The organism is Streptomyces sp. NPDC020884, assembly GCF_044333935.1.
Taxonomy (GTDB): domain Bacteria; phylum Actinomycetota; class Actinomycetes; order Streptomycetales; family Streptomycetaceae; genus Streptomyces.
In genome coordinates this window covers 26739-49445 of sequence record NZ_JBIRRY010000007.1, presented here as the reverse complement: position 1 = coordinate 49445, position 22707 = coordinate 26739, and the positions used below count along the sequence as shown (strand labels likewise).

The following is a 22707-nucleotide window of genomic DNA, read 5'->3' as shown; positions in this document are numbered from 1 at the left end:
AGGAGACCCCATGCCTTCCGAGCCGTCCACCGGCCGGTTCCGTATCGGCGTACTCGGCGCGGGGGGCGTCGGCGCCGCCCATGTGCACGCGGCCGCCGGCGCCCTCGGCTACGAGATCGCGGCGATCTGCGACACCAACCGTCCCGCGGCCCAGGCGCTCGCCGACTCCGCCCAGGTCCCCGTCTACAGCGACCACCGGGTGATGTTCGCCGAGGCGGGCCTCGACGCGGTGGTGGTCGCCGCGCCGCACGCCCTGCACGCCCCGATGACCGTCGAGGCCGCACGGGCCGGACTCCATGTGCTGGTGGAGAAGCCGATGGCCACCACCGCCGAGGACTGCGCACGGATGACGGAGGCGTGCGCGGCGGCGGGCGTGCTGCTGGCGGTCGCCCACGTCATCCACTTCGACCCCGTGGTCCGGGAGGCCCGTGCCCTCATCGCCTCCGGGCGGTACGGACAGCCGCTGCTCATCACGCACCGGCGCTCCTCCCACTACGAACCCGGCTCCCGGCCGCCGTGGTTCTTCGACCGGGCGGTCGCCGGCGGGGGCATCGTCCTCAACGTCGGCACCCACGGTCTGGACCGCATCCAGCTGTTCGCCGACTCCGCCGTCCGCCGTGTCAGCGGTGTCGTACGGGGCCGGCCGGGGCTGGAGGTGGAGACCGACGCCCTGGCCCTGGTGGAGCTCGACAACGGCATCAACGCCAGCATCGCCCTCACCAGCCGGGGCATGCCGTACTTCGACGAGACGGAGGTCGTGCTCGACGAGGCCACCGTGCGCATCTCGGCGACCGAGGGGCTCTTCGTGCTCCGCGACGGTCGGGCCACCCGCCTTCTCGAAGCGGACCCGGTCCACCAACAGCAGGCCTTCCGAGCCCAGTTGGACGGTTTCGTGGACGCGGCGCGCGGAGGCCCCGGCACGTACGTCGACGGGGCGTACGGCCGCAGTGTCGTCGCCGCCGCGCTCGCGGTGTACGCGTCGGCGGAGCGGGGACAGCGGGTCGACGTGGCCGCCGAACGGGTGGCCCGGTGAACCCGCGCGCGTTCAGCACGCTGGGATGCCCGGGAGCGGGCCTGGACGAGATAGTCCGGCTGGCCCGCGCCGGACCCTGCTCCGGGGTCGAACTTCGTTGCGCGGACGGGCAGTTGGTTCATCCGGACCTGGATCCGACGGACGCGGAGCGGCTCGCCGGGGCGCTGCGCCGGGCGGGCCTGGCGGTGCCGGTCCTCGCCTCGTACGTCCAGGTCGCCGCCGACGAGCCGGACATCGTGGACCGGCTGGTCCGGCACATCGCCCTCGCGGCCCGGCTCGGCGCCGCGCAGGTGCGGGTCTTCGGCGGCGGGGCCGGGCGACCGGACGGGCGGCGGGAGCGGGCGGTCCGCCATCTGGCCGCCGCCGTGCCGATCGCCGAGGCGGCCGGGGTCGGCATCGCGCTGGAGACCCACGACGTGTTCCTGACCGGCGCCGAGGTGGCGGCGGTCCTGGAGGCAGTCGGTTCCCCCGCCGTGGGCGCGGTGTGGGACGCGGTCAACCCGTGGCGGGCCGGCGAGAGCCCGGATCGCACCGCCGCACTGCTGGGGCCCTGGCTCCGCCACGTACAGCTCAAGGACGTCGCCTCGGCCGCCGACCTGCGGCCGGTGGTGCCGGGCCGGGGCGTGCTGCCGCTCGGCGGTCTGCTGGAACAGCTCCGCCGGCTGGGATACGGCGGCTGGATCAGCCTCGAATGGGAGCGCGCCTGGTATCCCGAGGCGGCCCCGCTGGCCGAGGCGCTGCCCGCCTTCCACCGCGTCCTCGACGGCGGCTGACCGCACGCCCGGCCGCGCTCCCCCTCGTACCGGACCTTCCCGCCTGTACTCCGCCTCTCTTCCGCCTCTCCTCCTCTTCGCTTCTTCCTGACCCAAAGGGGTTCCCCATGCACCAGTCCTGTCCCCCCGTCACCCTTCCCACGCCGGGCGCCCGCCATGGTTAGGCCCGCGCTCAGCAGACGCGGCCTGCTGTCCGCCGGGCTGTGGACCGCCCTGGCCGGCGTCACCGCCACCGCGTGCGGCGGCGCGGACGCCGGGCGGAGCGATCCCGACGGCCCGCTGACCCTGTGGTCGGCGCTGCGCGGCACCGACACCCTGGTCGCGGCCTGGAACGAACGGCACCCGGAGGACCGCGTCGACTTCTCGCCGATGACCTCGGGGCTCGCGGGCGGCAACGCGAAGCTGTCGAACGCGGCGCGGGCCGGAAACGCACCGGACATCGTGACGCTCGTCGACGCCGATCTGCCCTCCTTCGCCCTCGACGGCGTCTGCGCGGACGTCACCGATCTCGTCACGCCCCGGCTGCGCGACCGGCTCGGCCCGCAGGCGTGGACCAACGGAGTGCTGGGCGGGCGGACATACGGCATTCCGGTCGACCTCGGACCCATGCTGTTCGCCTACCGCGAGGACATCCTGACCCGGCACCGTATCGAACCCCCCACGACCTGGGAGGAGTTCGCGGAGGCGGCCGGCAGGCTGAAGCGGGACGCGGGCATCGATCTCGCGACCTTCCACCCCAACGCGTACAACGTGCTGGCCGGGCACGCCATGCAGAGCGGTGGGCAGTGGTTCGCCATCGAGGACGACGCCTGGGTCCTGGACTTCCTCGGCGAACCGACGCGCCGGGTGGCGGACTTCTGGCAGGGCCTGGTCGACGAGGACCTGCTGATGTTCGCCCCCGGCTCCAGCCAGCAGTGGCTCTCCGCGCTCGCCCGGGGGCAGGTCGCCTCGCACCTCGTCGGACCGTGGGGCCTCGCCGCCCTCGTCCGCTCCGTACCGGGCACCTCGGGCCGCTGGCGCGTGGCGCCGCTCCCCCGGTGGGCCGGCGGCAAGGACGTCGTGGGCACCGACGGGGTCTCGGTGCACTCGATCACCGCGGGGAGCAACAAGAAGGAACGCGCGATGCGGTTCCTGGAGTGGATGACCACCTCGCCCGAGGCGATCACCGCCCGCCTCTCCGGCGGCCGGTCCAGCATCCTGCCCGCCGACGCGAGCCTGGTCCAGGACGCCTCCCGCCAGTTCGACACGGCGTTCTACGGCGGCCAGGACCTCTACGGGCTCGTGGAGGAGCAGGCGCGGCTGCTGCGCACGGGCTGGACGTGGGGCCCGCGTATGCAGGCGACCGCGACCTCGCTGCACCAGGGGCTGGCACGCCTGGAGTACGGCACCACCATCGCCGAGGCGCTCCGCACCGCCCAATCCGAGACGCTGCCCGACCTGCGCAGCCTGGGCCTTTCTGTGAGGCAAGCATGACCACCACCGCCGACTCACCCCGTGCGCGCCGCCCCCAGCGGCTGGCCGTGGGCACGCTCCTCGGCCCGTTCGGCATCCTGCTGTTCGCCGTCTTCGTCGTTCCGACGCTGTACGCGGTCTACTTGAGCTTCTTCTCGACCTCGCACAGCGGCCTGGGCTTCGGCACGGCCCACACCTCCTTCGCCGGACTGCGCAACTACGCCGCCGTCCTCTCCGATCCGAGCTTCGTCCGGGGCGTCGGCATCACCCTGGTGTACGCGGTGGTGTTCATCCCGCTGGTCCTGGTCGGCGCCCTGGCCCTGGCGCTCCTCTTCGACTCGGGCCTGATCCGGGCCCGACAGCTCACGCAGACCGTGCTGTTCGTGCCGCACGCGGTGCCGGGCATCATCGCGACGGTCATCTGGCTGTACCTCTACACGCCGGGCATCTCCCCCGTGCTCGACGCTCTCCAGGGCCTCGACATCACGGTGAACTTCCTGGGCCTGACGATGATCGTGCCCTCGCTGGTGAACATCGCACTGTGGAGCGGTCTCGGCTACACGGCCGTCATCTTCTTCGCCGCGCTCAAGGCCATCCCCCGCGAGCTGATCGAGGCCGCCGCGATGGACGGCGCGGGTCCGGTCCGCACCGCGCTGACCATCAAGGTGCCGCTCGTGCGCGGAACGCTCACCACCGTGGCGATCTTCACGACCATCGGGGCGCTCCAGCTGTTCACCGAGCCGATGCTCCTGGCGAAGGCCACCCCGCTGATCAGCCCGCGCTACACGCCGAACATGTACATCTTCGACGCCGCGTTCACCCGGAACAACTACGGCCTGGCCTCCGCCGCCTCCGTCCTCCTCCTGGTCGTCTGCTGTGCCCTGTCCTTCGCCGTGACGCGCGGCTCCACGCGGCAGAAGACACGAGTCACCTCATCGAGAAAGGCCCGCCCGTGAGTACGTCGGTCCGCACGATCCCGCCGGCGCCGAGCGCGCCGGCCGCCCCCTCGCGCCGAACCCGCCGCTCTCCCGGCCGGACGCCGCGGGCGGGTTGGTACGGCCGGGCGGCGGCCAACCTCGTGGTCGGCGTCAGCGCGCTCTACGCGCTCCTGCCGCTGCTGTGGCTGCTCGTCGCCTCCACCGTGAACGCGGAGGCGCTGTTCGCCTCGGACTTCTTCGACCTGTCCGACTTCGCGCTGTTCGACAACATCGGGGCGCTGCTGGCCCAGGACGACGGGGCGTATCTGCGCTGGTACGGGAACAGCCTGCTGTACGCGGTCGGCGGCGCGGCCGTCGGAGCGCTGATCAGCACCGCCGCCGGCTATGTCTTCGACAAGTTCGAGTTCACCGGCAAGCGCCCGCTGTTCGCGCTGATCCTGATCTCGGTGATGGTTCCCGCGACGGTGCTCGCCCTGCCGATGTACCTGCTCGCCTCCGACCTGGGTCTCGCCAACACCGTGTGGTCGGTCCTGATCCCGGTGCTGTTCAACCCCTTCGGGGTCTATCTGGCGCGGATGTTCTCCGCCTCCTACGTTCCCGACGAGGTGCTGGAGGCCGCGCGGGTGGACGGGGCGAACGAGCTGCGGTCCTTCTTCTCGGTCGGTCTGAGGATGATCGCCCCCGGCTATGTGACGATCTTCCTGTTCCAGCTCACCGGGATCTGGAACAACTTCTTCCTGCCGCTGGTCATGCTGTCCGACGAGTCGCTCTATCCGCTGAGCCTCGGCCTGTACAGCTGGAACGCCGCCGCTCCCATCAATCCCGACTACTACCCGCTGATGGTGATCGGTTCGCTGCTCGCGCTGCTGCCGCTGGTGATCGCGTTCCTGCTGCTCCAGCGCTACTGGCGGTCCGGTCTCACGGCGGGCAGCGTGAAGTAGCCGCGCGGACCTGGGCTCAGGCGTCCGAAGTCCCGGGCACCGCCTGCTCGTTGAGCTTCCCGAACGGCACATGCACGCTCGGGGTGGTCCGCGAGGTGCTCACCAGGTGGCCCTGCTGGTCGTCGAAGAAGATGTGCGGCTTCAGGATCTTCATGATCCGGCCCTTGTCGATGCCGCCGAGGAAGAACGCGTCGTTGACGGTCACGCCCCATCCCTGGAGGCTCTTCACCGCACGCTCGTGCGCGGGCGCGTTGCGCGCCGTGACGATGGAGACGTGCAGGCGGATCCGGTAGTCGGGGTCCTTACGGAGCTCCTGCTCCTCCCGCTGCTGGATCCGGTTCACGTTCGCCAGGAAGTCCCTGAGCGGCCCGGCGTCGTGCGGGATCCCGGCGTTCGTGACCTCATGGGCGCGGAACTTCTCGATCCCGCCCTCCTGGAACACCTGCTCCGACGCGTCCGTGGCCAGGACTCCGTCGAAGTCGAAGGAGATCCGCAGGTCGCGGTCGTCCGCGTCGTCCTCGTGGGGAGTGCCCAGGACGTGCCCGGCGGGCAGCCCTGAGGCGACCGCCTCCCGGACGTCCCTCTCGTTCGCCGACAGGAACAGGGACATGTTGAGGGCGGGCATGAACCGGTGGGGCGAGCGGCCCTGCGTGAAGATGGCCCGGCTGATGGGCAGACCGTGGCTCTCTATGGAGCGCATGACCCGCAGCCCGGTGTCGGGGTCGTTCCGGGACAGGACGATGACCTCGACCAGGGGGTCGTCCACCTCGCCCAGGTCGTTCAGCGCCAGCAGGCGCCGGATGAAGCCGAACGCGGTCCCCGGCCGGAGCCGGTCGCCCACGTGCTGCTCCTGGTAGGCGCGGTAGCTGTCCTCGCCCTGTTCCTGGAAGACGGCGTCCGACTCGGTCAGGTCGAAGAGCGCGCTGGACGCGATCCCGATGACCAGCCGGTCGGCCAGTTCGTAGTGCACGGCAACCCCTCCGGTCAGCCCCGTGCTGACGCGCCCCCACTATCCCACCGTCGCACGGCTGTTCCCAGTCGGGCCGCGTTCCTCTTTACTGGCCGGTAGGCATTCAGGCGACGCAGGTCACTCTCCTCCAGGAGGTTCCATGCCACCCCCCACCGCCCGCCGTTCCCGGCGCAGGCTCCCCGTCGCGGTGCTCGCCGCGGCCCTGGGAGCGGCCACCCTCGGCGCTCCCTCCCCCGCATCGGCGTCGAGCGCCGCGGACGACGCGCAGTACCTCGTCGGACGCGGCATCTCCGATGTCACGGGCGAGGCCGCCGAGACCGGGATGATGGGCTACTCCAGCTTCGACCAGAAGACGTCCGGCATCCACCAGCGGCAGAGGTCGCGCGCCTTCGTCGTCGTCGACCGGTCGAGCGGCAAGCGCGTGGTGTACGTGAACGCCGACCTCGCGATGATCTTCCAGTCCGTCCAGCAGGGGGTCATCGCCCGTCTGAAGGAGCGTTACGGAAGCCTGTACGACGAGGAGAACGTCCTGCTGTCGGCCACCCACACCCATTCGGGTCCGGGCGGCTACTCCCACCACGTCGCCTACAACCTCTCCGTCCTCGGCTTCCAGAAGGAGACCTACCGGGCCGTCGTCGACGGGATAGCGGACTCCGTCGCCGCGGCCCACGAGGACCTGAAGCCCGGCACGATGAGCCTGGGCACGGGCACCCTCACCAACGCCAGCGTCAACCGGTCCCGGGAGGCGTTCGACCGCAACCCGGCGGCCGACCGGGCGGCCTTCCCCGACGCGATCGACCCGGCGATGACCGTGCTGCGCTTCAAGCAGGGCGACCGGGACGCGGGCGCGATCAGCTGGTTCGCCACCCACAACACCTCGATCACCAACAAGAACACGCTCATCAGCCCGGACAACAAGGGCTATGCCGCCTATGCCTGGGAGCACGACCACGAAGGCGTGCGCTATCTCGACGACGCCCCGGGGTTCGTCGCCGCCTTCCCGAACACCAACGCCGGGGACATGTCCCCCAACCTCAACCTGAAGCCGGGATCGGGTCCCACCGAGGACGAGTTCGAGAACACCCGCATCATCGGCGAGCGCCAGCTCGACAAGGCCCGCGAGGTCTACGACGACGCGCGGCCGGTCACCGGAGGCGTCGACTCCCGGCTCGCCTATGTCGACATGGAGAACGTGACCGTGGACCCGCGGTACACCCCGGACGGGAAGGAGCACCGCACCTGTCCCGCCGTCGTGGGCGCGTCCACGCTCGCGGGCAGCGTCGAGGACGGGCCGGCGATCCCCGGCTTCGAGGAGGGCACGCGCACCCCGGTCGCGAGCATCATCGACGCGCTGCGCATCGACACCCCGTCCTGGCTCCAGACCTGCCAGTACCCGAAGGCGAGCCTGATCCCGACGGGCCTGCTGAGCAACGTCCACCCGGTCACCCCGAAGACCCTCCCCCTGCAGATCATGAAGATCGGCGAGCTGCACCTGGTCGCCGCTCCGGGCGAGTTCACGATCACCTCCGGCCTCCGCGTGCGCCGCACGGTGGCCGAGCAGCTCGGCGTACCGCTGGACCGCGTCCTGCTCCAGGGGTACGCCAACGCCTACAGCCAGTACGTCACGACGCCCGAGGAGTACGACACCCAGAACTACGAGGGCGGCTCCACGCTGTACGGCCGCTACACGCTGCCCGCCTACCAGCAGGAGTACGCCCGGATCGCGGAGTCCCTGCGCGCGGGCACCGACCTGGAGCGGGGGACGGCGCCGCCGGACGAGTCGGGGCGGCAGTTCACCTTCCAGACGGGGGTCGTGTACGACAACCCGCCCTCGGGCACGGCGTTCGGCGGGGTCCTGAAGGCCCCGGAGGCCTCGTACCCGCGCGGCTCCACCGCGACCGTCGAGTTCGCGACCGGGCATCCGAAGAACAACGTCCGCCGGGGCTCCACCTTCCTGGAGGTGCAGCGGCTGGAGAACGGCGTCTGGAAGCGGGTGCTGGACGACGGTGACTGGGAGACCACCTACCGCTGGACCCGGCTCAACGGCCTGACCGGCACCTCGAAGGCGACGGTCACCTGGGACATCGCGGCGGACACCGCACCCGGCAGCTACCGGATCGTGCACCACGGGGACGCGAAGAGCCTGCTCGGGAAGATCACACCGTTCACCGGGGCGACCGGGACCTTCACGGTGAGCTAGAGGGTCAGGTCGTGCGCGGGGTGGGCTGGAACCAGGCGGGACCCTCGGTGAGGGCCTGCTTGATCCGGAACAGGGCGAACTCGCCGAGCGGCGGGAGCCCGTCCAGCGGGAACCAGCCCACCTCCAGCGACTCGTCGTCGTTGACCCGCGCCTCGCCGCCGGTCGCCCGGCAGCGGAAGGTGACGTCGAGGTACTGGCAGCGGTCGCCGTTGGCGTACTGCACGGGATCCAGCGCCTGCGTGAGCACCACCCGCTCGGCCACGCAGTGCACACCGGTCTCCTCCAGCACCTCGCGCTCCGCCGTCGCCGCCGGCTCCTCCCCCGGCTCGGAGATCCCGCCGATGACCGACCACTTCCCGGTGTCCGCGCGCCGCCCGAGCAGCACCCGGCCCTCGTCGTCGAGGACGATGGCCGTCACCCCGGGCAGCAGGAGCAGCTGGTGCCCGGCGGTGGCACGGATCTCACGGATGAAGTCGGGGGTAGCCATGGATCCGAGCCTACGTGGCGGGCTCGGGTGCTCCTACGCGGTCCCCCCGCTCCGGCGTGCCCGGACCGCCGAGACGCCGACCCAGCCGAGGCCCGCCAGGGCCAGCAGCGCGATGACGCCCTCGGGCAGCGGGCCCATCCGGGTGGCCGGGGTGAGCGAGGAGCGCAGCGGGACCTCGTCGACGAGGGCGTCGGGGGTGAACATCCCGGTCTTCTCGACGATCGTGCCGTCCGGGCGGATCACCGCGCTGACCCCGCTGGTGACGGGGACGACGACGGCCCGCCCGTGCTCGACGGCCCGCACCTGGGACATGGCCAGCTGCTGGTAGGTCATCTCGCTGCGGCCGAAGGTCGCGTTGTTGCTCGGCACCGCGATCATCTGGCCGCCGTGCGTGACGGTGTCGCGTACGGCGTCGTCGAAGGCGGCCTCGTAGCAGGTCACGAGCCCCACCTTGGTGCCCGCGAGGTCGAAGACGCCCACCTCGGTGCCGGGGACGAACTCGCGCTGCACCCGGTCGACGTCCTCGCTGAAGAAGCGTGCGACCGTGCGCATCGGCATGTACTCGCCGAACGGCTGGATGTGCCGCTTGTCGTAGGTGTCGACGGGGCCCTGTTCGGGGTCCCACTCGATCAGGGTGTTGCGCAGGCTGTCCGAGCCCTTCTCGACCACCGAGCCGACGACCGTGGGGGCGCCGATCGCCCTGACGGCGTCGTCGATGACCTGGCGGGCGTCCGCGTTGAGGTAGGGGTCGAGGTCGGAGGAGTTCTCCGGCCACAGCACGAAGTCGGGCTGCTTCGCCTTGCCCGCCTTCACCTCCTCGGCCAGCTGGGTGGTGCGCCGGGCGTGGTTGTCGAGGACGGCGCGGCGCTGGGAGTTGAAGTCCAGGCCCAGGCGCGGCACGTTGCCCTGGATCGCGGCGACGGTGGCGGTCCCGTCCTCGGCCGAGGCGTCGACCAGGGGCAGCGCGGCGAACGCGGCGGCGACCGGGACGAGCACGGCTGCGGCGGCACCGGCGACGGCCGCGCGCGGAACCACTCCGGTGCTCCGGTACGCGACGAACCGGCGCACGGCCTCGTAGAGCCCGAAGCCGCACAGCACGACGGCGAAGGAGAGCAGCGGGGTGCCGCCGAACGCGGCGAGCGGCAGGAAGACGCTCTCGGACTGGCCGAAGGCGATCTTGCCCCAGGGGAAGCCGCCGAACGGGATCCGGGCACGGACCGCCTCGTCCAGGACCCAGACCGCGGCCGCCCAGACCGGCCAGTACGCGAGGCGGCTCACCGCGGCGATGCCCAGGCACCCCACCGCGATGAAGAGGGCCTCCGCGACGGCCAGGGCCAGCCACGGCACCGGGCCGACGTCCTCACCGGTCCAGTGCAGCAGCGGAAGCATGAAGCCGAGGCCCGACAGCAGGCCGAGACCGAACGCGGCCCGCAGCCTGCGGCCGTGCAGCGCCCATCCGAGCAGCGCGAATCCGGGCAGCACGAGCCACCACAGGGTCCGGGGCGGGAAGCTCGCGTAGAGCAGCAGTCCGGACAGCACGGCGGCGGCCGGGCGGACGAGCCGGGGCAGCATTCCGGCGGTCCGGGGCGCTGCGGCGGGTGGCGGATCGTCGACGGGGGTCATGGTGGCGCTCACCCGCCGGAGTCTACGGTGGGCGGCTGTGAGCGGCGGCGTCGACCTGCGCGGATCCGGGAGGCGGGCCGCTCCGGGGCCGCTCCGCCCGGCTCCCCGGCGGCGCGGGGCGGGGTGGTCAGTCGCCGGGCCGATGGCCGGGGGCCGGCAGGTGCAGGCGCTGCCGGATGAACCGTACGGCCGTATCGGCGTCGTCGACCGTGACGGTGAAGATGCGGCCGTCGCCCAGGCGCAGGGCCATGCCCTCCCCCCTGCGGACCACGACGGCGGTGCCCTGCTCGGGACGCCAGCGGTAGCCCCAGCCGCCCCACTGGCGCGGATTGATCCGGGGGACGAATTCCGCGCCCGTCACATGGCTGAGCAGGATGCGGCGGCGCGGCAGGCCGGCGTGACCGCAGCGCACCTCCAGGCTGTCCCCGTCGACCTTGACGGAGACATGGACGAAGGCGAGCGTTCCGAAGAGGATCAGGAGTCCCGCCGCGAGGCAGCCGATCACCGACATGAGCAGCGGGGCGATGCCGGAGGTCCAGGCGCCGTCGACGGCGAGCTCGATGCCGAGGGCCACGCAGCCCGCGCCCGCGAGGGCCAGCAGCCACTGGATCCGGTTGGTTGCGCGGCCGTTCCACTCCGTGGGGGGCGCCTGGCTCGACCCGTGCCTCGCACTCTCGGGGTGCTCCGTCATATTCAGCAGCGTAGCCGCGTTCCGGGCTCCCGGCCGGGGACGCGGAGGGCCGATCGGGCGGGAAACCCGGTCAGCGGACGGGGACCGCGGCCGCCAGGATCCGGCCCTCGGCGTAGGCCAGGGCGGCTTCCGGGAGGCCGGCCGGGCGTCCTGCCTGGAGCACGGTCAGCGTGCCGGAGGGTTCGGCCGTCGGGGCGGGGGCCGCGCCGATCCGGCGCAGCGCCTGGGCGGCGACCGCTCCGGCGGAGCCGTGCAGGGCGAGCGGCGGGCGGCCGGGGCGCTGCACCGCGTCGCGGATCCGGGTCGCGACCAGCTCGTAGTGGGTGCAGCCGAGGACGACGGCCCGCACGTCGGGCGGGGTGAGGGCGGCGGCCGCCGCGACGGCCCGGTCGATCCCGGCCTCGTCGCCGTGCTCCACGGCGTCGGCGAGCCCCGGGCACGGGACCTCGGTGACCTCGGCGGAGCCGCCGAAGTCCGCGATCAGCCCTCGCTGGTAGGGGCTGCCGGTGGTGGCCGGGGTGGCCCAGATGGCGACGGATCCGCCGCCCGCGGCCGCGGGCTTGATCGCGGGGACCGTGCCGATGACCGGCAGGGCGGGCTCCAGCTCGGCGCGGAGCGTCGGCAGGGCGTGGACCGAAGCCGTGTTGCAGGCGACGATCAGCGCGTCGGGGCGGTGGGCCGCCGCGGCGCGGGCGACGTCCAGGGCGCGCGCGGTGAGGTCCTCGGGGGTGCGGGGGCCCCAGGGCATCGAGCCGGGGTCGGAGGAAAGCACGAGTTCGGCGTCGGGCCGCAGGCGGCGTACCGCGGCCGCTGCCGCCAGCAGGCCGATTCCGGAGTCCATGAGCGCGATCTTCACCCGGTCACCCTAGCCGACAGCCCTTGCGGACCGGGCTCAGTGGGGCAGACTTCGGCGGATGAGCGCCGTTGCCTGGATCGCCGTGGGTTCGCTGGTCGTGTGGGTGTGGCTGCTGCTGGGGCAGGGCTTCTACTGGCGGACCGACCAGCGGCTGCCCCGGCGCACCGAACCGGCCCGCTGGCCGTCGGTCGCGGTGGTGGTACCGGCCCGCGACGAGGCGGAGATGCTGCCGGTGAGCCTGCCGTCGCTGCTGGTCCAGGACTATCCGGGGGAGGTCCGGATCATCCTCGTCGACGACTGCAGCAGCGACGGCACCGGGCAGCTGGCCCGGGACCTGGCCGCCCGGTGCGGCGGGTTCCCGCTGACCGTGGTGAGCCCCGGAGAGCCGGAGCAGGGCTGGACGGGCAAGCTCTGGGCCCTGCGGCACGGGATCGCGGTGGCCCGGCGGGACAAGCCGGACTTCCTGCTGCTGACCGACGCGGACATCGCGCACGAACCGGACAGCCTGCGCGATCTGGTGGCCGCGGCCGGCTCCCCGGGCCCGGACGGCTTCGACCTGGTGTCGCAGATGGCGCGGCTGCGGGTGGAGAGCGTCTGGGAGCGGCTGGTGGTGCCCGCGTTCGTCTACTTCTTCGGACAGCTCTATCCGTTCCGCCGGGTGAACCGGGCCCGGTCGCGGACGGCGGCCGCGGCGGGGGGCTGCGTCCTGCTGCGTACCGAGGCCGCCGAGCGGGCGCGGATCCCGGACTCGATCCGGCAGGCGGTGATCGACGATGTGTCGCTGGCGCGGGAGGTGCGGCGCAGCGGCGGCCGGATCTGGCTGGGGCTCGCGGAGCGCGTGGACAGTGTGCGGCCCTATCCGCGGCTGGCGGACCTGTGGCGGATGGTCGCGCGGAGCGCCTACGCGCAGTTGCGGCACAACCCGCTGCTGCTGGCGGGGACGGTGCCGGGGCTGCTGCTCGTCTATGCGGCGCCGCCCGCGACGCTGGCGGCGGGACTGCTGACGGGCGACGGGGCGGCGGCCTGGGCGGGCGGCGCCGCGTGGGCGGTGATGACGGCGACGTACCTGCCGATGCTGGCGTACTACCGCCAGTCGCTGTGGCTGGGGCCGCTGCTGCCGCTGACGGCGGTGCTCTACCTGCTGATGACGGTGGACTCGGCGGTGCAGCACTACCGGGGGCGGGGCGCGGCCTGGAAGGGCCGCACCTACGCGCGCCCGGAGGCCGCGCCCGACCGGTGACGCCGGCGGGAGGCGGGCGGCCGGTCCGGGCGGGCGCGGCGGGGGCGGGTCATTTGCGGCCGGGCGTCCAGTTCATGCCCCAGCCGTAGGCGGCGTCGATGGTGCGCTGCGGGCTGACCCCCCGGTCCGGGACGAGGTAGCGGGCCTCGCGCTGCACGGTGAGGTCGCCGCCGTTGTTGGTGATCAGGGTCAGGGCGCAGACGGTGGAGGGCACGGTGCATTCGTCGAGGGAGAAGTCGATGGGTGCGCCGTTCTGCGGCTGGAGGGTGACGGTGGCGTGGAGATCGGCGAAACTCCGGGCGCCTTCATAGATGGTGACGAAGATCAGTACACGCCGCAGCAGGTCCTTGTGGTCGAGGTTGATGGTCATGTTCTCGCCGGTGGAGAGCGCACCGGTGCGGTCGTCGCCGTCGAGATGGATAAAGGGCGGCTGGTTCAGCGAACCGAAGGCGTTTCCGAGTGACTGCACAACTCCCTTCCGCCCGTCGGCGAGTTCGTACAGTGCGCAGAGGTCAAGATCGAGATCGGCGTGCATGGCGACGGCCCGGCCGAGTTTCGCTCCCCAGCCCTTGAACTGTTTGCGCACTTCCCAGTTGAGATTGACGCGCAGCGCGCCGGAGGTGCCGCCCTGCTTGGCGAGCGAGACCGACGGCGTGCTCTTCGTCAGCGTGATCTTGGTCAGCCGTACGGGCTGTGCGGCGGGCGGGGCGACGGGCGCGGGAGGCGCGGGCGGGGCGGGGGGCGTCGGGGCGACCGGCGCGGGGGCCGGGGGCACGGGGGCCGGGGGCACGGGGGCCGGGGCGACCGGGGCGGCGGGCCGGGGTTGCGCGGGGGCCGCAGGCGGGGCCTGCTGCGGTTCGTCCACGGAGATGCCGAAGTCCGTCGCCAGGCCCTCGAGGCCGGTGCCGTAGCCCTGCCCGACCGCGCGGAACTTCCAGGCGCCCTGACGCAGGTACAGCTCGCCGAGGATGAAGGCGGTCTCGACCGTGGCGTCCGTGCTGTCGAAGCGGGCCAGCTCTGCGCCGCCCGCCGCGTCCGTGATCCGTACGTAGAGTCCGCTCACCCGGCCGAAGGTCCCGCCGTCCGCCGAGGCCGCGACGACGATGCGCTCGATCGCGGGCTCGACCTTCCCGAAGTCGACGAGGAGGGTGTCGGTGACTCCGTCGGGAGCGGTCCGTTTGCCCTCGTGCCGGACCGCGCCGGACGCGTGGGCCGGCTGGTTGTAGAAGACGAAGTCCGCGTCGCTGCGGACCTTTCCCGCCACCAGCAGAAGCGCGGAGGCGTCGACGTCCGGGGCGCCCGGTGTCGCGTGCCACCCCAATTCGACGCGCACGGTGCCGGCCGGCACCGGAACGTTGGTCCCTTTTTGCATGGTCATGCTCGCCCCCATCACGAGTCCGGCTGCCCGCAGGCATTTCCCGACAACCTAATCCCCGGCCCACGGGGGCGTCCCCCCGCCGCCCCCGACCCCTCCCGGAGACCCGCCGGTAACCCCCCGTGAACTTGGCCTTTACACGATCAGTAGACGTCGGTGCGCCCTTTTTTGCCAAGTTCGCTCGCATTGGGGATCGCGGTTCACTCACATCGCGGAAAACAACCCTCTTATCGGGCTCCCCTTCCAGCACATCGTGGGCTTAACTTAGGTGGCATGACGTCCCCCCGCTCCACCTTCGGCGGCGGCTACTACGCCGCGTCGTTCCCCGACACTCCGATCTACGACTCCTTGGTCGCGGAGCGGGGAACCCCTCAGATCGCCCCCATCCGGGTGCCGGCCGCCTATGACACCGGCAACAGCTATCTGCCGGCCCTGCCGTCGGCGCTTCCGGCCCTGCCCGCGGCCCCCTCGCACCAGACCGGCTCCTACGGCTACCCGCAGCAGCAGCCGATGCCGCAGTACCAGCAGGCTCCGGTGCAGCACGCGCCGATGCAGCACGCCCAGCTGCAGAACGCGCCCGCGCCGTACATCCCGCAGCAGCCCGCGGCGGTGCGCGGTTATCCGCAGCAGCCCGCGGCGGTCCGCGGGTATCCGCAGCAGCCCCAGCCGCAGCGCCCCGCGCCCGCCACCGGGTACGAGTCGATGCGCCCGGCCTCACCGCGGCCCGCGCCGGCGCAGTCGCCGTACGAGGACCCGTACAACCGGCCGTACCAGAGCCGGGGATACTGAACCGCGACCGCGTACGACGGACGGGGTGCGCCGGGGGACGCACCGGGACGAGCCGCGCGTACGGGGTGTGGACAACGGGGGCACGGGCGTGTGGCTGTCAGGGGGACTACTGCGCGGGCGGCGCAATCCGCTGCGCCGTGCCACCGACCGCCGTGAGACCTGGGTGGCGCTCGGAGCGCTGCTGCTCCTGGTGATCGGCGCTCCGGCCGCGGGCTGGGCGGGCGGCGCGGTCGCGGACGCCTCCCTCCAGCGGTCGGTGCGGGCCCAGCACGCGGAACGCCACGCCGTCGACGCGGTCGTGGTGCACCGGTCGCCGGGGCCGGAACGGTTCGCCGGTGATCCCGAGGGCGGCGCCGAACGGGCCGCGCGCATCCGGGTGGTGGCGTCCTGGCAGGCACCGGACGGCAGCCCGCGCACCGGAGAGGTGGCGATCGCGTCGCCGCCGGGCGCCCCGGGCTCCCCGGTGCGGATCTGGACCGACGCGGCGGGCTTCCCGGTTCCGCCGCCGATGGACGGGCGCACCGCCCGGACGCACGCGGTGCTGGGCGGCATCGGGACGTTCCTGCTCGCCGCCGGATGCGTCGAGGCGGGCAGGCGGCTGGTGGTGGGGCGCATGGTGCGGCGGCGGTACGCGCGGCTGGACCGGGAGTGGGCCGCGGTCGGCCCGGACTGGGGCAGGGCCGGAACGGGCGGCTGACCACGGTCTCTCCCGGCCGGAGGCGGCCGTCGGGAACGGCTCTCCGCGGGGCCGACCCGTCAACTCCCGCCCCTCGCGCGCGCTACGGTGGTCCGACCCCGTCCGCCTCCCGGCGACGGACGGACCCGAGGCATCGCACAGCACGAGGTGGGGGCACAGCAACGCCATGGCACAGGGCACGGTCCAGGTGATGCACACCGGCACATCGCGATGGCGCCGCCGCACCGGCGAGTACGCCTCCCTCTCCGCGGCCCTGGAGGCGGCAGCCGACGGCGACGTCCTCACCGTCGCGCCCGGGACCTACCGGGAGAACCTCGTCGTCCACCGCGCGGTGACGCTGCGCGGCCCCGAGGGCTCGGTCGGTTCGGTGCGGATCGCGCCGGTCGACGGCGTACCGCTGACCGTGCGCGCCTCCGCGGTCATCCAGGACCTCCACATCGAGGGCCAGGACTCGGCGGCCCCGGCGCTGCTGGTCGAGGACGGCACGGCGGAGCTGACGGACCTGCGGATCGTGACGCGGTCCGCCGCGGGCATCGAGGTGCGCGGCGCGGCCCGGCCCACCGTGCGGCGCTGCACGGTCGACAATCCGGCCGGGGTCGGCATCGCCGTGCTGGACGGCGCGGGCGGCGTGTTCGAGGAGTGCGAGATCGTCTCGGCCGGCCAGTCCGGGGTCTCGGTCCGCGACGGCGGGCATCCCCGCCTGGACCGCTGCCGGATCCACCACACCTCCGGGGCGGGCATCGGCGTGGCCGGCGAGGGCAGCGGCCTGGAGGCCCTCGGCTGCGAGGTGTACGAGATCAAGGGCAGCGGGGTGCAGATCACCGCCCGCGCCTCGGCCCACCTCACCGACTGCACCGTGCACCGCACCTCGGCGGACGGCGTCACGCTGGACACCGACGCGGTACTGACCCTCGCCGACTGCGATATCCACGACATTCCGGAGAACGCCGTCGACCTGCGGTCGCGTTCGGTGCTCACGCTGACCCGCTCCACGGTCCGCCGCTTCGGCCGCAACGGGCTCTCGGTCTGGGATCCGGGGACCCGGGTCGACGCCAACCAGTGCGAGATCCACGACAGCACGGGCGACTATCCGGCGGTCTGGGTCAGCGACGGCGCGACGGTGATACTGGACGCCTGCCGGGTGCACGACGTGCCCGACGCGCTCTTCGTCCTCGACCGGGGTTCGCGGGCCGACGTCGTGGACAGCGACCTCTCCCAGATCCGCAACACCGCCGTCTCGGTGAGCGACGGGGCGACCGCCCAGCTGGACGACTGCCGGATCCGGGAGGCGTCCACCGGCGCCTGGTTCCGCGACCACGGCAGCGGCGGCACGCTGAACAACTGCACCATCGACGCGGCGCAGACCGGGGTCATCGTCACCAAGGGCGCGGATCCCACCATCGAGCGCTGTACGGTCACCTCGCCCGCCGAGGCGGGGTTCTACGTCTCGGCCGAGGGCCGGGGCACCTTCGACAGCTGCCGGGTGACCGGCAGCGAGGGCTACGGCTTCCACATCATGGACGGCTGCCGCACCACGCTCACCCGGTGCCGTACCGAGCGCTGTGCCCGGGGCGGTTACGAGTTCCCCGAGGGCGGTGCCGCGACGGGCGACGGGGCCTCATCGGCGACCGGCCCGGTGGCCGAGGACTGCACGAGCGACGAGAGCGGTCTGCGTACGGCTCCGGCCCCGCTGCCCGCGGTGCTGACGGCCACCGCGTCGACGCCCGGTCTGCTGGGCGCGTTGCCCGGCCCACGCGCGGTCGAGCCCGCCCCGGAGCCGGTCGCCCCGGCGGAGCCGGCCCGGGACTCCTCGGCGGTCCTGGGCGAACTGGACGCGCTGGTGGGCCTGGACAGCGTCAAGCGCGAGGTGCGCGCGCTCACGGACATGATCGAGGTGGGCCGCCGTCGGCAGCAGGCCGGTCTGAAGGCCGCGTCCGTCCGCCGCCACCTCGTCTTCACCGGCTCCCCCGGTACGGGCAAGACCACGGTCGCCCGTCTTTACGGCGAGATCCTGGCCTCGCTCGGGGTGCTGGAGCGCGGCCACCTGGTCGAGGTGTCCCGGGTCGACCTGGTCGGCGAGCACATCGGCTCGACGGCGATCCGCACCCAGGAGGCGTTCGACCGGGCGCGCGGCGGGGTGCTCTTCGTCGACGAGGCGTACGCCCTGTCCCCCGAGGACTCCGGCCGGGACTTCGGCCGGGAGGCCATCGACACGCTGGTCAAGCTGATGGAGGACCACCGGGACGCGGTGGTCGTGATCGTCGCGGGCTACACCCACGAGATGGAGCGGTTCCTCACCGTCAACCCCGGGGTGGCCTCGCGGTTCTCCCGGACCATCACCTTCAGCGACTATCTCCCCGAGGAGTTGCTGCGGATCGTCGAGCAGCAGGCCGAGGAGCATGAGTACAGCCTGGCGGAGGGGACCGGTGAGGCGCTCCTGAAGTACTTCACGGCGCTCCCCAAGGGACCCGCCTTCGGCAACGGCCGCACCGCCCGGCAGACCTTCGAGTCGATGGTGGAGCGGCACGCGGGCCGGGTCGCCCAGCTCGTCGAGACGAGCACGGACGACCTGACCCTGCTCTATCCGGAGGATCTTCCCGAACTGCCCTTCTGAAGGCTCGCCTCCGCCTGCCGGGGGACGAGGGGGCCCAACTCCGCCAGGAGCGCGGCCCGTTCTTCGGCGAAGGCCGGGTCGGCCTGGTAGTCGGAGTGCCCCAGGATCGGTTCGGGCAGCGGGAGCTCCGTGGTGCGCCCGTAGGCCAGCGGGTCCTTCAGGGGGCCCCGGTCGACGCCCGGGTCGGGGTCGGCGCAGATGCGGACGGGGCCGCCGATCGGGTCGGTGGCCCGCCACAGATTGCGCCAGCAGTGCACCGAGCGGTGCAGCCCGAGCAGGGGCTCGGGGCCGAAGTAGGCCGGGAACCACCGCCCGTACAGCCGCTCCAGGGGCGAGCCGTAGGTGAGCAGCGCGACCCGGCGGCGGGTCGCGTCGGGCAGCTGCCAGACGGCGGACGCGGCGAGCACGCTGCCCTGCGAGTGGCCCGAGATGACGAGCCGGCCCCGTGGCGTGGTGGTCGTCCAGGCGGACATCCGGGAGGCGAGATCGGGGACGGCGCGCTCGGCGTAGCACGGGGGTGCGAAGGGGTGGGCGGCTCGCGGCCAGAAGGTGCCCACGTCCCAGAGGATGCCGATGGTGCGGCGGGCCGAGGCGTCCTTGTAGGCGCGGCGGCCGCCGGCGACGAAGAGTATGAAGCCGAAGCCGATCAGCCAGGAGCCGGTCGACTGCGCGGCCTCGGCGAGCGATTCGAGGAGCGGTCCGCTCCCGTCCGTGGCCCGGCCCGGCACCTCGTTGCTGCGCCAGGAGCCGACGATCGCGCCCGCCCCGAGCAGCAGGGTCGCGGCGGAGACGACGCCGACGATCCAGGGCGCGGAGTCGGTGAGGGCGGCGGTCGCGCGGAGCCGGGCGATGCGGCGGGTGCGGCCCTGGTCGGGCGGTTCGGGGGCGTACTCCGCCTCGATGACCGGGCCCAGGCGGCGGGCGGTGCGCAGGGTGCGGACGACCAGCAGCACGATCGGGACGAGCAGGAGCAGCAGAAGGACGGGGATGACGGAGGCCTGCCAGCTGAGCAGGACCGGCGGCCCGGCGATGTCGGCGCCGTGGCCCATGCCGGGGGTGCCGGGCCCGTCGAGCCAGTCGGCGACGCGCTGGGCCACCCCGCCGGTCATCACCCCGCCGAGGGCGCAGGCGAGCATCGCGACCGCGGGGCCGCCGAGTCCGTACAGGGTGGTGCGGGGTTCGGGGGTGCGCCGGTAGAGGCCCCGGGCGACCAGGGCGAGGCCGACGACCAGGACGCCCTGGCCGAGGGCGAGCAGCCGGAAGGTGGTCTCGCCGGGCAGGCTGCCCGCGGACTGCCAGTCCGGACGCGACCAGGACGCGTACAGGACGGCGAGGCCGAGCAGGGCGAGCGCGGAGCCGGGCAGATAGGTGATGAGGGCGGCGTCCAGCCGGGTGTCGCGGGTCCGTTCGCTGCGGCCCCGTCGGCAGACGACCCCGACGGCGACGAGCGCGCACAGGGCGATGCCGCCCTCGACGGCCGCGCCGATGAACTCGGGCACCTGGCCGTCGGCGCTCCGGTCGTGTCGTGCGGCGGCGCCGGCGACGGCCGCGGCGACGGTCAGGAACCCGGCCGCCGTGTGGGCGGCCCGGAGCCGGGCGACGAGCCGGCGGCCGTACCAGAAGCCGGGCCTGCCGAGCGCGGGGCGGACCGGGGCGGGCGGCCGCGGCGCCCCGTCGGCGTCCGGGCCGGGCGCGCCGGGCCCATGGGCCTCCAGCGATCCGTCGGGGTCGTGCCCGTCGGGGTCCTGTCCGTCGATGTCTTCCTCGTCCAGGGGGCGTTGGGCCTCGTACGCGCTCCAGGTCCGGTTGGACAGGAACCACAGGAGCCCCACCAGGGCCGCGGGCAGGAGCGCCGCCAGGGCGAGGCGGCGGCCGGGCTGGGACCACCAGCCTCCCTGATGGGCCGACAGGAAGCCGAGCCAGGAACGGCGTTCGACGCAGGCCTCGGCGCCCGCGCACTGCCAGGCCACCAGGTCCAGGGCGACTTCGCAGGCGGCCGCCGTGAACAGCACGGTGAGGCTGAGCGCGACGAGCCGCACCAGGACGCCGTACAGCCGGACCGCGCGGGTACGGCCGGTGGCGGTGGGGCGCATCCAGTGGGCGAGGTTGACCACCATGAACGGCAGGAGCAGCAGCCACAGCGCGCGGGAGCCGTTGCCGGAGGTGAGGCCGGACCAGCAGTACGCCTCGGCGACGGGCTCGTCCCGGTAGCGCTCGGGGTGCTTCTCGCCCTGCGCGTCCTCGGTACGCCGGTACACGGCGGCGGTCTCGTCGCCGGTGACCCGGACGGTACGCGGATCCCCCAGCATCTCCTGCGGGGTGGCGCCGCCGACGCCGTGGACGAGCAGTTCCAGTGCTGTCCCGGTGTGCTGCGGAGACGGGGAGGGCGGCAGGGGCGGGGTGGCAGGAGCCAAGGCGGGACTCTTTCTCGGGTGAGCGGCACAGCGGGTACGGAAAACGGGGACGGGCGGGCGGCGGGCGAGCCGGAAGGTGCGGACGCTCCGGGACCGCCCGGAGCCACGATCCCCGGCCCGGGGCGGGCGCGTGAGCGGTCTCACGGAATCTCCCCAGGTGATACGCCGGACATGCCTGCGTGGCAGGATGAGCGTGTCGCGCAGGCCGCTGCGGACGGTACGGCAGAGGGAAGGACCCACCCGGCGTTGAGCGAGAACCAGAACCTGCTCGCGGAGCAGCGCCGTGCGCTGATCCTCGACGAGGTGCGCAGGCGTGGCGGGGTCCGGGTCAACGAGCTGACCCGCAAGCTGAACGTGTCCGACATGACGATCCGCCGGGATCTGGACGCGCTGGCCCGCCAGGGTGTCATCGAGAAGGTCCACGGCGGGGCGGTCCCGGTCGTCGAGGCGAGTACGCACGAGCCCGGGTTCGAGGCGAAGTCGGCGCTGGAGCTGAGCGCCAAGGAGGACATCGCGCGGGCGGCGGCGGCGTTGGCGGTGCCCGGCAGCGCCATCGCGCTCTCGGGCGGTACGACGACCTTCGCGCTGGCCCGGCATCTGCTGGACGTGCCGGATCTGACGGTGGTGACCAACTCGGTGCGGGTGGCCGACGTGTTCCACGACGCGCAGCGTCCGGCCGGGGGGCGCGGGACGCGGCCCGGGGCGGCGACGGTGGTGCTGACGGGCGGGGTGCGCACCCCCTCGGACTCGCTGGTCGGGCCGGTCGCGGACCGGGCCATCGGCTCCCTCCACTTCGATGTGCTGTTCCTCGGTGTGCACGGGATCTCGGTCGAGGCCGGGCTCTCGACGCCCAATCTCGCGGAGGCGGAGACCAATCGCCGCTTCGTGCGGGCGGCGCGCCGGATCGTGGTCGTGGCCGACCACACCAAGTGGGGCACGGTGGGCCTGAGTTCCTTCGCCGGGCTGGAGGAGGTCGACACGTTCGTCACGGACGCGGGTCTGGCCCCGGAGCTGCGTGCGGAGATCGGGGAGCATCTGCCGGGTCTGCTGGTCGCGGGCGACCCTCCCGCCGAGGCCGCCGCCTCGCCCGCCGCCGAGGGCTGACGCGGGTCCCGGATTCCGTTCTGCGCTGCGCGGGTGCGCCGGGCACCCCATAGGATCACGGTGTGGCCGTCTTCCGGATCGAGCGCTTCTCCCCTCTCCCCGCTGCCGAGGCCTGGCAGCGGGTGACCGACTGGGAACGGCACGCCGCGCAGGTGCCGTTGACCGCGATCTCGGTCCCGACGGGGCTTCCCTCGCAGCTCGGAACGGTCTTCGTGGCCCGTACGGGCCTGGGTCCGCTGGCGTTCGACGATCCGATGGAAGTGGTGCGGTGGACCCCGCCGGCGGGCGGCCGGGCCGGGGTCTGCCGACTGGAGAAGCGGGGGTCCGTGGTGCTGGGCCGGGCCTCGATCGACGTGCTTCCCACGGATTCCGGTTCGCATGTGGTCTGGGTCGAGGAGCTGCGGGTGCGTCTGGTGCCCCGGTGGGGTGATCCGCTGCTCGCCTCCACCGGACGGCGGATGTTCGGCAAGGTTCTGGACTCCCTGCTCGCCTCCCCCGGCGACCGGTAGG

At 73.1% G+C, this 22707-nt stretch carries 19 protein-coding genes; 12 read left to right on the top strand and 7 right to left on the bottom strand.

The genetic code is table 11. From position 1 onward, the window contains the following. Positions 1-10: 10 nt before the first annotated feature. The 5 genes from ACH4UK_RS21810 to ACH4UK_RS21790 all read left to right on the top strand — a co-directional run bounded on the left by ACH4UK_RS21810 (position 11) and on the right by ACH4UK_RS21790 (position 5137). Complete coding sequence (locus ACH4UK_RS21810) at positions 11-1033, top strand: Gfo/Idh/MocA family protein (protein ID WP_398358618.1); 1023 nt, start codon at positions 11-13, stop codon at positions 1031-1033. Continuing rightward, a complete protein-coding gene (locus ACH4UK_RS21805; RefSeq protein ID WP_398358615.1) occupies positions 1030-1806 on the top strand; it encodes a sugar phosphate isomerase/epimerase family protein in 777 nt (258 codons plus the stop codon). The genes ACH4UK_RS21810 and ACH4UK_RS21805 overlap by 4 nt, the downstream gene beginning before the upstream one ends. Positions 1807-1962: 156 nt before the next feature. Further along, on the top strand, positions 1963-3279 hold the full coding sequence (locus ACH4UK_RS21800; RefSeq protein ID WP_398358614.1) for an ABC transporter substrate-binding protein: 1317 nt from the start codon (positions 1963-1965) through the stop codon (positions 3277-3279). Beyond that, positions 3276-4214: a carbohydrate ABC transporter permease gene (locus ACH4UK_RS21795; RefSeq protein WP_398358612.1), complete on the top strand. Its 939-nt coding sequence runs from the start codon at positions 3276-3278 to the stop codon at positions 4212-4214. Before ACH4UK_RS21800 ends, ACH4UK_RS21795 begins: the two co-directional genes overlap by 4 nt. Further along, complete coding sequence (locus ACH4UK_RS21790; protein WP_398358610.1) at positions 4211-5137, top strand: carbohydrate ABC transporter permease; 927 nt, start codon at positions 4211-4213, stop codon at positions 5135-5137. The genes ACH4UK_RS21795 and ACH4UK_RS21790 overlap by 4 nt, the downstream gene beginning before the upstream one ends. A gap of 16 nt (positions 5138-5153) precedes the next feature. Here the strand turns inward: ACH4UK_RS21790 and ACH4UK_RS21785 are convergent, their stop codons facing one another. Continuing rightward, positions 5154-6107 carry a 5'-nucleotidase gene (locus tag ACH4UK_RS21785; RefSeq protein ID WP_398358609.1) on the bottom strand — a complete coding sequence of 318 codons (954 nt, stop codon included), beginning with the start codon at positions 6105-6107 and terminating at the stop codon, positions 5154-5156. A 139-nt stretch (positions 6108-6246) separates the two neighbouring features. Here ACH4UK_RS21785 and ACH4UK_RS21780 point away from each other — a divergent pair, with 139 nt between their 5' ends. Then, the gene (locus ACH4UK_RS21780) at positions 6247-8307 is read left to right on the top strand and encodes a neutral/alkaline ceramidase (RefSeq protein ID WP_398358607.1); all 2061 of its coding nucleotides are present in this window, start codon (positions 6247-6249) and stop codon (positions 8305-8307) included. A gap of 4 nt (positions 8308-8311) precedes the next feature. Here the strand turns inward: ACH4UK_RS21780 and ACH4UK_RS21775 are convergent, their stop codons facing one another. The 4 genes from ACH4UK_RS21775 to ACH4UK_RS21760 form a co-directional block, all read right to left on the bottom strand. Next, positions 8312-8794, bottom strand: a complete 483-nt coding sequence (locus ACH4UK_RS21775) for an NUDIX hydrolase (protein WP_398358605.1) — start codon at positions 8792-8794, stop codon at positions 8312-8314. A 33-nt stretch (positions 8795-8827) separates the two neighbouring features. Beyond that, complete coding sequence (gene lnt / locus ACH4UK_RS21770; RefSeq protein ID WP_398359234.1) at positions 8828-10417, bottom strand: apolipoprotein N-acyltransferase; 1590 nt, start codon at positions 10415-10417, stop codon at positions 8828-8830. A gap of 127 nt (positions 10418-10544) precedes the next feature. Then, positions 10545-11108, bottom strand: a complete 564-nt coding sequence (locus ACH4UK_RS21765; protein WP_398358603.1) for a hypothetical protein — start codon at positions 11106-11108, stop codon at positions 10545-10547. 70 nt (positions 11109-11178) lie between these two features. After that, on the bottom strand, positions 11179-11964 hold the full coding sequence (locus ACH4UK_RS21760) for a glutamate racemase (RefSeq protein ID WP_398358601.1): 786 nt from the start codon (positions 11962-11964) through the stop codon (positions 11179-11181). A gap of 58 nt (positions 11965-12022) precedes the next feature. Here ACH4UK_RS21760 and ACH4UK_RS21755 point away from each other — a divergent pair, with 58 nt between their 5' ends. Next, positions 12023-13204 carry a glycosyltransferase gene (locus ACH4UK_RS21755; protein ID WP_398358600.1) on the top strand — a complete coding sequence of 394 codons (1182 nt, stop codon included), beginning with the start codon at positions 12023-12025 and terminating at the stop codon, positions 13202-13204. A 49-nt stretch (positions 13205-13253) separates the two neighbouring features. On the opposite strand, the gene ACH4UK_RS21750 is transcribed toward ACH4UK_RS21755, so the two are convergent. After that, entirely contained in the window at positions 13254-14594 is a 1341-nt protein-coding gene (locus ACH4UK_RS21750; RefSeq protein WP_398358598.1) for a TerD family protein, read from the bottom strand. A gap of 258 nt (positions 14595-14852) precedes the next feature. Here ACH4UK_RS21750 and ACH4UK_RS21745 point away from each other — a divergent pair, with 258 nt between their 5' ends. The 3 genes from ACH4UK_RS21745 (at position 14853) to ACH4UK_RS21735 (ending at position 18679) form a co-directional block, all read left to right on the top strand. Beyond that, on the top strand, positions 14853-15368 hold the full coding sequence (locus ACH4UK_RS21745) for a DUF6643 family protein (RefSeq protein WP_398358596.1): 516 nt from the start codon (positions 14853-14855) through the stop codon (positions 15366-15368). 94 nt (positions 15369-15462) lie between these two features. Further along, positions 15463-16065 (top strand): hypothetical protein, encoded by a 603-nt coding sequence (locus tag ACH4UK_RS21740; RefSeq protein ID WP_398359233.1) that lies wholly within the window; start codon positions 15463-15465, stop codon positions 16063-16065. Between the two features lie 166 nt (positions 16066-16231). Continuing rightward, positions 16232-18679, top strand: coding sequence for a right-handed parallel beta-helix repeat-containing protein (locus ACH4UK_RS21735; RefSeq protein WP_398358594.1), 2448 nt, complete (start codon positions 16232-16234; stop codon positions 18677-18679). On the opposite strand, the gene ACH4UK_RS21730 is transcribed toward ACH4UK_RS21735, so the two are convergent. Beyond that, complete coding sequence (locus ACH4UK_RS21730) at positions 18646-21093, bottom strand: hypothetical protein (protein WP_398358593.1); 2448 nt, start codon at positions 21091-21093, stop codon at positions 18646-18648. The two genes, ACH4UK_RS21735 and ACH4UK_RS21730, sit on opposite strands and share 34 nt — an antisense overlap. Before the next feature lie 246 nt (positions 21094-21339). On the opposite strand from ACH4UK_RS21730, the gene ACH4UK_RS21725 reads away from it, so the two are divergent. Further along, complete coding sequence (locus ACH4UK_RS21725) at positions 21340-22197, top strand: DeoR/GlpR family DNA-binding transcription regulator (RefSeq protein WP_398358591.1); 858 nt, start codon at positions 21340-21342, stop codon at positions 22195-22197. Positions 22198-22259: 62 nt separating this feature from the next. Next, a complete protein-coding gene (locus tag ACH4UK_RS21720; RefSeq protein ID WP_398358589.1) occupies positions 22260-22706 on the top strand; it encodes an SRPBCC family protein in 447 nt (148 codons plus the stop codon). The last annotated feature ends 1 nt before the right edge of the window (position 22707 follow it).